This window comes from Streptomyces sp. NPDC031225, assembly GCF_055570355.1.
In genome coordinates this window covers 1-13,113 of sequence record NZ_JBVIHJ010000031.1, presented here as the reverse complement: position 1 = coordinate 13,113, position 13,113 = coordinate 1, and the positions used below count along the sequence as shown (strand labels likewise).

At 70.5% G+C, this 13,113-nt stretch carries 11 protein-coding genes; 9 read left to right on the top strand and 2 right to left on the bottom strand.

Annotated elements, in window-relative coordinates; translation table 11 throughout:
* Nucleotides 1–7 precede the first annotated feature (7 nt).
* From ACZ48Z_RS38425 to ACZ48Z_RS38405, 5 genes are all read left to right on the top strand, one after another.
* A complete protein-coding gene (locus ACZ48Z_RS38425) occupies nucleotides 8–247 on the top strand; it encodes a hypothetical protein (RefSeq protein WP_020137397.1) in 240 nt (79 codons plus the stop codon).
* A gap of 34 nt (nucleotides 248–281) precedes the next feature.
* Complete coding sequence (locus tag ACZ48Z_RS38420) at nucleotides 282–1,625, top strand: NYN domain-containing protein (RefSeq protein ID WP_468740545.1); 1,344 nt, start codon at nucleotides 282–284, stop codon at nucleotides 1,623–1,625.
* Between the two features lie 210 nt (nucleotides 1,626–1,835).
* A complete protein-coding gene (locus tag ACZ48Z_RS38415) occupies nucleotides 1,836–2,870 on the top strand; it encodes a C40 family peptidase (RefSeq protein ID WP_468740544.1) in 1,035 nt (344 codons plus the stop codon).
* A gap of 238 nt (nucleotides 2,871–3,108) precedes the next feature.
* Entirely contained in the window at nucleotides 3,109–4,125 is a 1,017-nt protein-coding gene (locus ACZ48Z_RS38410; RefSeq protein ID WP_468740543.1) for a C40 family peptidase, read from the top strand.
* Nucleotides 4,126–4,158: 33 nt separating this feature from the next.
* Nucleotides 4,159–5,352, top strand: coding sequence for a hypothetical protein (locus ACZ48Z_RS38405; RefSeq protein ID WP_468740542.1), 1,194 nt, complete (start codon nucleotides 4,159–4,161; stop codon nucleotides 5,350–5,352).
* 30 nt (nucleotides 5,353–5,382) lie between these two features.
* Here ACZ48Z_RS38405 and ACZ48Z_RS38400 read toward each other — a convergent pair whose 3' ends face one another.
* The gene (locus tag ACZ48Z_RS38400; protein WP_468740541.1) at nucleotides 5,383–6,624 is read right to left on the bottom strand and encodes a glycosyltransferase 87 family protein; all 1,242 of its coding nucleotides are present in this window, start codon (nucleotides 6,622–6,624) and stop codon (nucleotides 5,383–5,385) included.
* A 121-nt stretch (nucleotides 6,625–6,745) separates the two neighbouring features.
* Between ACZ48Z_RS38400 and ACZ48Z_RS38395 the strand changes: the two genes are divergently transcribed.
* Together ACZ48Z_RS38395 and ACZ48Z_RS38390 are read left to right on the top strand one after the other, a co-directional pair.
* Nucleotides 6,746–7,888 (top strand): glycosyltransferase family 4 protein, encoded by a 1,143-nt coding sequence (locus ACZ48Z_RS38395; protein WP_468740540.1) that lies wholly within the window; start codon nucleotides 6,746–6,748, stop codon nucleotides 7,886–7,888.
* A gap of 32 nt (nucleotides 7,889–7,920) precedes the next feature.
* Nucleotides 7,921–9,552 carry a GMC oxidoreductase gene (locus ACZ48Z_RS38390; protein WP_468740539.1) on the top strand — a complete coding sequence of 544 codons (1,632 nt, stop codon included), beginning with the start codon at nucleotides 7,921–7,923 and terminating at the stop codon, nucleotides 9,550–9,552.
* Between the two features lie 19 nt (nucleotides 9,553–9,571).
* On the opposite strand, the gene ACZ48Z_RS38385 is transcribed toward ACZ48Z_RS38390, so the two are convergent.
* Nucleotides 9,572–11,368, bottom strand: coding sequence for an AMP-dependent synthetase/ligase (locus ACZ48Z_RS38385; RefSeq protein WP_468740538.1), 1,797 nt, complete (start codon nucleotides 11,366–11,368; stop codon nucleotides 9,572–9,574).
* Between the two features lie 351 nt (nucleotides 11,369–11,719).
* Between ACZ48Z_RS38385 and ACZ48Z_RS38380 the strand changes: the two genes are divergently transcribed.
* Both ACZ48Z_RS38380 and ACZ48Z_RS38375 read left to right on the top strand, forming a co-directional pair.
* Nucleotides 11,720–12,475: a metallophosphoesterase family protein gene (locus ACZ48Z_RS38380; RefSeq protein ID WP_468740640.1), complete on the top strand. Its 756-nt coding sequence runs from the start codon at nucleotides 11,720–11,722 to the stop codon at nucleotides 12,473–12,475.
* Nucleotides 12,476–12,557: 82 nt separating this feature from the next.
* Entirely contained in the window at nucleotides 12,558–12,998 is a 441-nt protein-coding gene (locus ACZ48Z_RS38375) for an SRPBCC family protein (RefSeq protein WP_468740537.1), read from the top strand.
* Nucleotides 12,999–13,113 lie beyond the last annotated feature (115 nt).

Genomic DNA, 13,113 nt, shown 5'->3' with positions numbered 1-13,113 from the left:
AGTCACGATGACGGTTCCCCTCCCGACCGCCTCGACGCGGTGGCGCTGCACCCTCTGCGGCAACCTCACGCGCTTCGACGTGACCCGCTCGTCGAAGGTGGTCGAGTACGTCCACCTCGACCTGGCCGGGGAACCGAAGGTCGAGGAGCGCGAGGTGGTCAGTGAGACCATCGAGTCGGTGCGGTGCCGCTGGTGCAACGCCGTGGATCAGGTGGAACTCGTGGACAGGCCGGGCGCCGACTCCTGAGCGGAGCGGCCCCGCGGGCATTGGGGTGTGACGGATGGTGGAGACCACGGGCGGGGAGCCGGGCGACGGCACCGCCGAGGTGCTCGACCGTCCGCTGCCCGACGGTGTGCGGCGCAGGGTCGTGCACATCGTCTCGGACGGCTTCGGCGGCCTGACCGTCGGGGAACTGCCCGCACAGCTGCGGCAGTACGCGCGCTTCGCGCCGAACCGGCGGGCCAAGTTCGCCGGCAACGCGATGGCGGCCGCGCTGGAGACCGATCCGCTGTTCCGCCAGCGCATCGGGGAGAAGTTCAGAGAGGTCCAGCCGGAGCTGGCCGGTGCCCTCGACTCCGGTGCTCCGCCCCCGGCCGCGGACCCGCTCGACGTGGCGGCCGCGGCCTACGTTCTGCGGCCCACCGGCTGGGTCAAGCTGGTCGCCGCGGCCGGCGAGGAGGCCCAGCGGGCGGACGCCGAGCGGGCCGACGAGGAGAGCCGCGCCGAACTGGAGCGGCTGCGCGAGGAGCTCACGGCCGCCCGCAGTCAGACGCGGACCGAGACCGAGCGGCTGCGCACCGAGCTGGAGTCCGCCAAGAAGGAAGCCGAATCGCTTCACCGCAAGCTCCGCGCGGCACTCAGTGACGTCAAGCGCGGCGAGGCGGCCCTGCGCAAGCTGCAGGCCGAGACGGAGACCGCCCGCACCGAGGCGCAGGTCCAGGTGTCCGCCGCCGAGAGCGAGAGCCGGCGCCTCAAGGGTCGCCTCGCGGAGGTGGAGGCCGCCCTGGAGGCCACGCGCAGAGCGGCACGGGAGGGGCGCAGTGTCGAGGACATGCGCGTACGGCTGCTCCTCGACACCGTTCTGGACGCGGCCCAGGGTCTGCGCCGGGAGCTGGCGTTGCCGCCTGTGTCCGTGCGTCCCGCCGAGACCGTGGACGCGGTCGAACCGGGCCGTATGACCCCGAAGGACATCGCCGCGCGGGCGCTGTCGGAGAACGACCCCGCGATCCTGGACCAGCTTCTCGCCCTGCCCCAGGCGCACTTGGTGGTCGACGGCTACAACGTCACCAAGACCGGCTATCCGCAGATGCCGCTGGAGAAGCAGCGCCTCAGGCTCCTCGGGCAGCTCTCCCAGCTCGCCGCGCAGACCGGGGCGGAGGTGACCTGTGTCTTCGACGGGGCCGAGCTGGTCGCGCCGGTGCTGCTCGCGCCGCCGCGCGGGGTGCGGGTGCTGTTCTCCAAGCCGGGTGTCACCGCCGACGAGTTGATCCGTCAGCTGGTGCGCGCCGAGCCGCCCGGACGGCCGGTGATCGTCGCCTCGACCGACCGTGAGGTCGCCGACGGGATCGCCAAGGCGGGGGCTCGGCCGGTCGCTTCCGCGGTGCTGCTGAAGCGCCTGTCCTAAACATCGAAGTTGCAGGTTTATTGCCCGAATTGACCCTATCGTCACGCAACGTAGTGTCAATCGGGCATCACTGCATGTGAGTTATGTGCAAAGAATGCATGGCGTGACGAGATTTTCCTCCTGAGGATTTGAACTGATCACGGGAAGGTCACTAGGGTTGCGCCTCGAACCTCCGAGCGGGTGATCACTCAAAAGAAGGAGTTCACCTCCGTGGCGTCCCACCGTCGACCCAAGCAGCCGAGCCGTACGCGCGTGACCGTGCTCACGACCGCAGCCGCTGCCGCCGTGGCCCTCAGTGCCAATGCCGCCAATGCCGCGCCGAGCGAGAAGCCGAGCAAGGACGAGGTCAAGGCGAAGGTCGACGCGCTCTACGAGCAGGCCGAGCAGGCCACCGAGAAGCTCAACGGCGCCAAGGAGAAGCAGGAGACGCTCCAGAAGGAGATCTCCACCATCCAGGACAACGTGGCCCGCGGCCAGGGCGACCTGAACGAACTCCGGGACTCCATGGGCCTCGCGGCCGCCGCGCAGTACCGCACCGGCTCCATCGATCCCTCGCTCCAGCTGTTCCTGTCGTCGAACCCGGACGACTACCTGGACAAGGCATCCACCGCGGACCAGCTCAGCTCCCAGCAGGTCGAGGCGCTGAAGAAGATCCAGGAGAAGCAGCGCGAGCTGGCCCAGGACCGCGCCGAGGCCTCCGAGAAGCTCCAGGACCTCGCGAGCACGCGCACCGAACTGGCCAAGCAGAAGAAGGCCGTTCAGGGCAAGCTCGCCGAGGCGCAGAAGCTCCTCAACTCGCTGACGGCCGCCGAGAAGGCCGCCCTCGCCGCCGCCGACTCCCGCGCCAGCCGCTCCGCCACCGAGCGCGTGGACCTCGGTGACGCCCCCGCGTCCTCCGCCCGGGCCCAGGCGGCCTTCAACGCCGCCCAGACCCAGCTCGGCAAGCCGTACGTCTACGGCGCCACCGGCACCGCCTCCTACGACTGCTCGGGCCTGACCTCCTGGGCCTACGCCCAGGCCGGCATCACCATCCCGCGCACCTCCCAGGCCCAGGCCAACGCCGGTACGCGCATCTACAGCATGGCCGACCTCAAGGTCGGCGACCTGGTCATCTTCTACGGCGACCTGCACCACGTCGCCCTGTACGCGGGCAACGGCCAGGTCATCCACGCGCCGCGCACCGGCACCGTCGTGCGCTACGAGTCGATCAACAACATGCCGTTCCAGTTCGGCGTGCGGATCTGAGCCGCGGGATCCGAGCCTCTTGACGGCTCAAGATCGCGACGACTCGCCGCCCGTTCGGGCGAATCGCGACAACCACGACTGACTCCACGCCCCGCCCATGACCTGCGTCATAGGCGGGGCGTCACGTTGTGTGCCCGCGGAGGTCGTTGGATACCCCCCTGTCCCGGGGCTACTGTCGGCCGCGTTTCCCCTCGCCGGGGAACGTCTCTGTCCGTCAGTGGAAGGAGCGCGGCTTCCCGTGGGGTTCCATCGCCGCCTTGTCCAGACGTCCGGGTTCAACCGGGGCGCAGGTGTCGCCCTGTGCGCGCTGTCCGCGGCGGCCGCCGCGCTCGGCGCGGTACCGGCGCACGCCGCCCCGTCCGAAGGCACCCGGGCCGAGGTGGACCGTCTCTACGAGCAGGCAGAGCAGGCCACCGACGCCTACAACAAGGCCGACGAGCGCGCCGACGCGCTGCGCGAGGAGGTCGGCACCGCACAGGACACGATCGCCCGGCAGCAGGAGCGCATCAACTCCATGCGGGAGTCGCTCGGTTCGCTGGCCGGTGCGCAGTACCGCTCCGGCGGACTCGACCCGTCCCTCGCGCTGCTGTTCTCCGACGACCCGGACGACTACCTCGACAAGGCCGCCGTCCTCGACCGGATCAACGCCCGCCAGGCAGGTGAGCTCAAGGACCTCCAGGAGGCCATGCGCGAACTCGCCCAGGAGCGCACCGAGGCGGCCCGCAAACTCGACGAGCTGGAGACGAGCCGCAAGGCCGTCGCCTCCCACAAGCGGATCGTGGAGAGGAAACTCGCCAGGGCGCGCGCACTGCTCAACTCCCTGCCCTCCGACGAACGCGCGGCCTACGACCGGGCCTCCCGCTCCGGCCGCGACGAACTGCCCGACCTCACCGGTGCCGTGGCACCCTCGGGCCGGGCGGCCGCCGCCGTGGCCGCCGCGCAGTCCGCGATCGGCAAGCCGTACGTGTGGGGCGCCAACGGGCCCAACGGCTTCGACTGTTCGGGCCTGATGCAGTGGTCGTACGCAAAGGCCGGGGTCTCCCTGCCGCGCACCTCGCAGGCCCAGCGTTACGCGGGCCGACAGGTCCCCCTCTCCGAGGCCCGGCCGGGCGACCTGGTCACCTACCGGGGCGACGCCAGCCACGTCGGCATGTACGTCGGCAACGGCCAGGTCGTCCACGCGCCCTACCCCGGCGCCCCGGTCCGCTACGACCCGGTGGGCATGATGCCGGGCGCGACGGTCACGCGCCCCTGACCGGGAACCCGTGAGCCCGTACGATCGGGAAACATGGCTGGTCGAAGGCGGGCGTCGGGACATGGTGCAGTGGTGGTGTGCCTGCTGCTCGTCTCCCTCGTGGGATGCGGCGGCAGGCCGACGGCCGCCGACACCGCGAGAGCCGACGTACAGCACGTCCTCGACCGGCGGGCGGCCGCGGTCCTCGACCGGGACAGGGCGGAGATAGCCGAGACAGGTGCGGCGGGCTGGTTCCAGGACGTCAGCGCGGTGCCGCTCGCCACCTGGTCCTACAGGGTCACCGCAGTGCACCGCGACGGCTCCACGGCCACCGCCGACGCCGAACTGCGCTATCAGGTCCAGGGCTACGACCGGGCCCCCGTCACCGCAGCCCGCGTCCTGGACCTCTCCCTGGACGCGTCCGGCCAGTGGTACGTCGTCGGTGAGAAGCCCGCCCGGAAGGCCTCGCAACAGCTGTGGGACCAGGGCGAGGTGACCGTGGTCCGGGGGGCCCACAGCCTCGTCCTGGGCGTCGGGCAGTCCGGCGAGAGGCTGCACTCCTTCGCGGATCTGGCCGACCGGGCGGTGCCGGCGGTGTCGGACGCCTGGGGCACCGAGTGGTCCCGCCACGTCGTCGTGCTCGTCCCGAAGTCCCTGGAGGGCATGGCGGGCCTGCTCGGCTCGCCCGCCTCCTCGTACCGCGGGATCGCCGCCGTCACCACCGGCGAGACGGGCGCCCCGGCCCGGGCGCCCGCGGACCGGATCATCGTCAACCCCGACGCGTACGGCCTCCTCGGCACCCTGGGCAGGCAGGTCGTGCTCACCCACGAGACCACCCATGTCGCCACCCGTGCCGACACCTCCGCCGCGACCCCGCTGTGGCTGTCCGAGGGGTACGCGGACTGGGTCGGCTACCGGGGCACCGGGCGCACCCCGGCCGAGGCCGCGCCGGAGCTGGGTGAGGCCGTCGCCGAGCGCCGGGTGCCGGCGGCCCTGCCGTCCGACGCGGACTTCGGCTTCGGCGGCACCGCGACCGGGCTCGCGCTGTCCTACGAGGGCGGCTGGATGGCCTGCCGGATGATCGCGGACCGCTGGGGCGAGGCGAAGCTGGGCGAGTTCTACCGGGCCGTGGGCGCCCACAGGAAGCGGCCCGGCGCGGTCGAGGGCGCCATGGCGAAGGTGCTCGACACCGACCTCGCCGGCTTCACCGCCGAGTGGCGGCAGTACCTGCGCTCTCAGCTCGGCTGACATGCGCCCCCTGGAGGCGGGCGGCTCGGTTCAGGACGAGGCGGAGGCCTCCTGGGCCGGGGCCTCGGTCTGATCCGGTACGGGGGCCGCCGGGGCGGGGTTCGGGACCGTCGCCTTCCACAGCTCGCGCATGCCGATGACGGTGGCGAGGACGAGCAGGCCGTTGCGGACGAGCAGGAGGCCGATACCGCGCGGGGTGCTGCCCACGACGTCCGCGAACCAGATCGGGAACTCCAGGACCGTCACGAAGCACGCCGTCAGCACCAGCGCGGCCGGCACGCCCATCCGGCTGCCGCGGAAGCACAGGCACACCGCGGCGAGACCGACCAGCCACACCATGTACTGCGGGCTGATCACCCGGCTGGTCGTGGTGAACATCAGCACCGCCACCAGCGCCGCGTCAGCCGTGGTGTGCGCCTCGAACCGGGTGGCCGTCAGCCGCCACAGCAGCAGCAGTCCGAAGGCCATGCCGGTCAGCACGAGCGCGGCCGTGCTGACGAGGGTCACCCAGGGGCCGAGGAACTCGACCGAGCCGTAGTTCAGCAGCACCTCGCCGCCCCAGCCGTAGTGGCGGGCGATGTGGAAGACCAGGGAGCCCAGCGACTCCACCTCGGTGCCCCGCTCCCGCTGGAAGGTCAGGAAGGCGAAGGCCCCGGGCATCGCGACGGAGAACAGTCCGGCCACGACCGCGACCGTCACCGCCGCCGAGGCCCACACGCTGCGCCTGCGGATCCCGACGAGGATCAGCGCCGGCCACACCTTCAGCAGGGCCCCGAAGCCCACCAGCGCCCCCGCCACCCGTGGATGCCGGGCGGCCGCGAGCACCGCGGCGACCGCGACCGCAGTCACCATCACGTCGTAGCGGGAGTAGACGGTCGGACCGAGCAGGGGTACGCCCGCCACCCACACCCAGGCCCCCCGCAACCGCCGCCCGGGGCGGCGGCCCGCGTACAGCAGCAGGAGGAGGACGACCAGGTCGGCGGCGAAGGCGACGACGAAGAAGGCCTGCGTGTACTCCAGGAAGGGCAGCAGGGCGGGGGAGAGGATCGCGAGGGCCGCGGCGGGCGGATACTGCCAGGTCACGTCGGACTGCGGGAACGTTCCGGTGCGCAGGACGTCGTACCAGCCCTGGTAGATGACCGACACGTCACTGGTGACGTCCGGGCCCGGGAAGACGTACACCTTGTAGACCCACAGCAGGAGCAGCAGCCTGGTCACGCCCCAGGTCAGCAGCAGTCCGGTCAGGGACCGCCGCCCGGCCTTCGTCTCCACGTGATCCCCTGCCGTTCTCGTCCGCGCGTTGAGGAGAACATGATGTCCCGCTCTCCTGTGAGGGTGCCATAAACGCGGCCGCGCCCGGCTGTGAGCAGCCGGTTCGGTAGGGTCTGCGGCGATGCACAAGACCCTGATCGTGACGAACGACTTCCCGCCCCGCCCCGGTGGCATCCAGGCGTTCCTGCACAACATGGCGCTGCGGCTCGACCCCGAGCGGCTGGTCGTCCTCGCCTCCACCTGGAAGCGCGGCCGGGAGGGTGCCGAGGCCACCGCCGCCTTCGACGCGGAACAGCCCTTCACCGTCGTACGGGACCCGACGACCATGCTGCTGCCCACACCGGGGGCCACCCGCAAGGCCGTCGGGCTGCTGCGGGAACACGGCTGTACGTCGGTGTGGTTCGGGGCGGCGGCGCCGCTCGGGCTGATGGCGCCCGCGCTGCGGAGGGCCGGTGCCGGGCGGCTGGTGGCGACCACCCACGGGCATGAGGCCGGGTGGGCCCAACTGCCCGCCGCGCGGCAGCTGTTGGGGCGCATCGGGGAGTCGACCGACACCATCACCTACCTCGGCGAGTACACGCGGTCGCGGATCGCTTCCGCTCTGACTCCTCAGGCCGCCCGGCGGATGGTGCAGCTGCCGCCCGGGGTCGACGAGAAGACCTTCCACCCCGGGTCCGGCGGCGACGCCGTGCGGGCCCGGCTGGGGCTGAGCGACCGGCCGGTGGTCGTGTGTGTCTCGCGGCTGGTGCCGCGCAAGGGGCAGGACACGCTGATCCTCGCCATGCCGCGGATCCTCATGAAGGAGCCCGACGCCGTTCTGCTCATCGTCGGCGGCGGCCCGTACGAGAAGGAGTTGCGCAGGCTCGCCCGGGAGACCGGGGTCGCCGCCTCCGTCCGCTTCACCGGAGCCGTGCCCTGGGCGGAACTGCCCGCGCACTACGGCGCCGGGGACGTGTTCGCCATGCCGTGCCGGACGCGCCGGGGCGGGCTGGACGTCGAGGGGCTCGGGATCGTCTATCTGGAGGCCTCCGCGACCGGGCTGCCCGTCGTCGCCGGGGACTCCGGAGGCGCCCCGGACGCCGTGCTCGACGGTGAGACCGGCTGGGTCGTGCGCGGCGGTTCGGTCGAGGAGGCCGCCGAGCGGATCGTGGTCCTCCTCGGCGACGCGGAACTGCGGAGGCGGATGGGGGAGCGGGGGCGGGAGTGGGTCGAAGAGAAGTGGCGCTGGGATTTGTTGGCGGAAAAGTTGAAGACGTTGCTATAGCCGGACGCGGATAATCCGCCGATGCTGCGCGCATGACAGGAAAACTGATACAGCGTCAGCTGAGTAGACGTCAGATCCTTGGTATGGCCGCCCTCCAGACGGCGGCCACTCTCGGCTTCACCCGCGTCGGGCTCCAGTCGGCCCAGGCGGCCGAGCCCGCCGCGGTCGAGTCCGCACCCGCCATCGTCGTCGGCTCCGGCTACGGCGCCTCCGTCGCCGCCCTCCGCCTCGGCCAGGCCGGCATCCGCACACTCGTCCTGGAGATGGGACGGCTCTGGAACACCGCAGGACCCGACGGCAAGGTCTTCTGCAACACCGCAAGCCCAGACCAGCGTTCCATGTGGTTCCGCACCCGCACCGAGGCGCCACTGGCCAGCTTCCTGTGGCTGGACGTCGTCAACAAGGACATCAACCCCTACCCCGGCGTCCTGGACCGGGTGCACTTCGACAACATGTCCGTCTTCGTGGGCCGCGGTGTCGGCGGCGGCTCCCTCGTCAACGGCTCGATGGCCGTCACCCCGCTCCAGTCCTACTTCGCCGAGCAGTTCCCGACCGTCGACACCGCGGAGATGTACAGCACGTACTTCCCGCGGGCCCGCGCCATGCTCGGCGTCAACACGATCGACCCGGCCTGGTTCGAGTCGACCGAGTGGTACCAGTTCACCCGGGTCTCCCGGAAGCACGCCGGCAACACCGGCCTCAAGACCACCTTCGTGCCCAGCGTCTACGACTTCGGCTACATGCAGCGCGAGGCCGCGGGCACCGCCACCAAGTCCGCCCTCGGCCAGGAGGTCATCTACGGCAACAACTACGGCAAGAAGAGCCTCGACAAGACCTATCTGGCGTCCGCGCTCGGCACCGGCAACGTCACCATCCACACCATGGAGAAGGTCACCGGCATCAGCCGGGCGGCCAACGGCAGTTGGGTGCTGACCGCCGACCGCATCGACCAGACCGGCGCGGTCGTCGAGACCAAGCAGTACGGCTGCACCTACCTGTTCCTCGGCGGCGGCAGCCTGGGCACGAGTGAACTCCTGCTCCGGTCACGGCAGTCGGGGACGCTCCCGGCACTGGACACGAGCGTCGGGGCCGGCTGGGGACCCAACGGCAACACGATGCTCGGGCGCGCCAACCACCTGTGGGACACCGTCGGCGCCAACCAGTCGACCATGCCGGTCATGGGCATCGACGACTGGGCCAACACCGACAACCCCGTCTTCGCCGAGATCGCCCCGCTGCCCACGGGCCTCGAGCACTGGGTCAGCCTCTATCTGGCGATCACCAAGAACCCGCAGCGCGCCAGATTCTCGTACGGCAGCGGCGGGCTGGGCCTCGACTGGAGCGCGGCGCAGAGCGCGGTCTCCTCCGGCATGGCCAAGAAGCTCTTCGACCGGATCAACTCCGCCAACTCGACCATCTACCGGTACGACCTCTTCGGCTCCCCCAGCAAGGTCTTCGCCGACGACTTCACCTACCACCCGCTGGGCGGCTGCGTGCTGGGCAAGGCCACCGACAACTACGGCCGCGTGAAGGGCTATTCGAAGCTGTACGTCACCGACGGCTCGCTGATCCCCGGCAACATCGGGGTGAACCCGTTCGTCACCATCACCGCGCTCGCCGAACGCACGATGGCACGGGTCCTCGCCGAGGACACCGCGCCATGACGTGCTGCGAGAGGGCGTACTACTTCGCGTAGATCGCCTCGATCTCGTCCGCGTAGTCCTTCGCCACCACGTTCCGCTTGAGCTTCAGCGACGGCGTGAGGTGGCCCGTCTCCTCCGTGAACTGGGAGGACAGAATGCGGAACTTCCGCACCGATTCCGCCTTCGACACCGCGGCGTTGCCGTCGTCGACCGCGGCCTGGATCGCCGCGTTCAGGTCCGCGTCCCCGGCCAGCGACGCCGCGGTGGAACCCGCCGGCTTGCCGTGCTCGTCGGCCCAGCGGCCCAGGAACTCGTCGTCGATGGTGATCAGCGCGCCCACGAACGGCCGCCCGTCGCCCACCACCATGCACTCCGCGACCAGCGCGTGCGCCCGGATCCGGTCCTCGATCACGGCCGGGGCGACGTTCTTGCCGCCCGCCGTGACGATGATCTCCTTCTTGCGGCCGGTGATACGGAGGTAGCCGTCCTCGTCGAGGGTGCCGATGTCCCCCGTGTGGAACCAGCCGTCCCTCAGCGCCTCGGCCGTGGCGGCCTCGTTGTTCCAGTAGCCCTTGAACAGGTGCTCGCCGTGCAGCAGCACCTCGCCGTCGTCCGCGATCCGGATCACCGAACCCGGCAGCGGCTGCCCGACCGTGCCGATCTTCGTGCGGTCCCACGGGTTGAAGGCGGTCGCCGCACAGGACTCGGTCAGGCCGTAGCCCTCCAGGACCGTGAAGCCGATGCCGCGGAAGAAGTGCCCGAGCCGCTCGCCCAGCGGGGCGCCGCCGGAGATGGCGTACTCGCCCTTGCCGCCGAGGACCGCGCGCAGCTTGCTGTAGACGAGTTTGTCGAAGGTCTTGTACTTGATCTTCAGACCGAGGGACGGACCCGACGGGGTGTCCAGGGCCTTGCTGTAGGCGATCGCCGTGTCGGCGGCCTTGTCGAAGATCTTGCCCTTGCCGTCCGCCTGCGCCTTGGCGCGCGCCGAGTTGTAGACCTTCTCGAAGACGCGCGGGACGCCCAGGATCAGGGACGGTCGGAAGGACGCCAGCTCGTCGGTGAGGTTCTTGATGTCCGGGACCATGCCCAGCTTGATCGGCGCCATCATCGGCGCGATCTGCACCAGCCGGCCGAAGACGTGCGCGAGTGGCAGGAAGAGCAGCACCGAGCATTCGCCCGTGCGGAACAGCGGGCGCAGCCGCTCCACGATGTTGCCGCACTCCGCGAAGAAACTGCGGTGGGTGAGCACACAGCCCTTGGGACGGCCGGTGGTGCCACTCGTGTACACGATGGTCGCCGGGTCGTCGGCCTTCGCCAGCGAGCTGCGTTCCTCGACGGCCGCGTCGCTGATGTCCTTGCCCGCGCGGCCCAGCTCCTCGACCCCGCCGCCCTCGATCTGCCAGACGTGCTTGAGCGCGGGCAGACCCTCGCGCACCGACTCGACGGCCGCGGCGTGAGAGTCCAGCTCCACGACGCAGGCGGTCGCGCCCGAGTCGGAGAGGATCCACTGGATCTGCTCGGGCGAGCTGGTCTCGTACACCGGCACGGTGACCGCGCCCGCGCTCCAGATCGCGAAGTCGAGCAGCGTCCACTCGTAGCGGGTACGGGACATCAGACCGACCCGGTCGCCCGGCTGGACACCGGAGGCGATGAGCCCCTTGGCGGCGGCGTGCACCTCGGCCAGGAAGACCGTGGCGGTCACGTCCTGCCACTGGCCGCCCACCTTGCGGGCGATGACGGCGACATCGGGGTGCTGCGCGGCGTTTCTCCGGACGATGTCGGTGAGATTGCCGTCCGCAGGGACCTCGTACAAAGCCGGAAGGCTGAACTCGCGCAAGACTGCTGCTCCTCATAGGGCGCCGGCGCCACGACGTTGTGCGATGCGACGGAGCGGTCCACGGCTCGGGCAGTGCTCGGGTTCCCCAACGGTTTCAGCCACTGGTTGAAATCCTGAGCACGACTGGACTGCCCGGACGTTACCCGCCGGTATGGCTTCTTCGACAGGGGGTCCCGACGAGATGTTCGCTGCGTCACACGGATGGGCGTTCTCTGGCGCAGAATAGTCCACCTACTAACTGACTGGCCAGTAACCGCAGGTCCCGCCGCCACTGTTCACGTTTGCCGCACACGCTTACTCTTGATCGTCATGGCACCCACACCCGCCGGAACCGGCCGAACCCGTGTCCACGTGGTCAGCGACGTCCACGGCAACGCCCGTGACCTGGCCAGAGCCGGCGAGGGCGCCGACGCCCTGATCTGCCTGGGTGACCTCGTCCTCTTCCTCGACTACGCCGACCACTCACGCGGGATCTTCCCCGACCTGTTCGGCGTGGAGAACGCCGACCTGATCGTGGAGCTGCGCACCGCCCGCCGCTTCGAGGAGGCGCGGGAGCTCGGGGCCCGGCTCTGGGCCGGGATCGGCACCGACCGAGCCTCCGTGATCGAGAAGGCGGTGCGCAAGCAGTACGCCGAGATGTTCGCGGCCTTCCCGACACCGACGTACGCGACGTACGGCAATGTCGATATGCCGCAGCTCTGGCCGGAGTACGCCGGACCCGGCACGACCGTGCTCGACGGCGATCGGGTGGAGATCGGGGGACGGGTCTTCGGCTTCGTCGGCGGCGGGCTGCGGACGCCGATGCGCACGCCCTACGAGATCAGCGACGAGGAGTACGCGGCGAAGATCGAGGCGGTCGGCGAGGTCGACGTGCTGTGCACGCACATCCCGCCGGAGGTGCCGGAACTGGTCTACGACACGGTGGCGCGTCGCTTCGAACGGGGAAGCCGGGCCCTGCTGGCCGCGATCCACCGCACCCGCCCCCGGTACGCGCTCTTCGGCCACGTCCACCAGCCGCTCGCCCGCCGGATGCGGATCGGGGCGACCGAGTGCGTGAACGTGGGGCACTTCGCGGGGAGCGGGAAGCCGTGGGCGCTGGAATGGTGAGTCGGTCCGCGCGGTAGCCTTCACGCTGCACAGACGTGCGTACCACCCCTTCCTCACCGGATTATCTGGAGGAGCCACGGCGATGGCGGAACACACCAGTTCGAGCATCACGATCGAAGCTGCGCCGGCCGACGTCATGGACGTGATCGCCGACTTCGCCCGCTACCCGGACTGGACGGGCGAGGTGAAGCAGGCGGAGGTCCTTTCGACGGACGCGTCCGGCCGGGCCGAGCAGGTCCGGCTCGTCATGGACGCGGGCGCCATCAAGGACGACCAGGTTCTCGGCTACACGTGGACCGGTGAGAACGAGGTCTCCTGGACGCTGGTGAAGTCGCAGATGCTGCGGCAACTGGACGGCTCGTATGTGCTGAAGCCCACGGGTGCGGGGGCGACGGAGGTCACCTACCTGTTGACGGTCGACGTCAAGATCCCGATGCTCGGCATGATCAAGCGCAAGGCGGAGAAGGTCATCATCGACCGGGCGCTGGCGGGTCTGAAGAAGCGGGTCGAAGCGGGGCGGTAGGGGTCGTGTTCCGGGTGCGGCTGCGTCGTGGCCGGTCGCGCAGTTCCCCGCGCCCCTAGGTGGGTACAGCCGGGCATGCTCTGACTGCACCCCTCAGGGGCGCGGGGAACTGCGC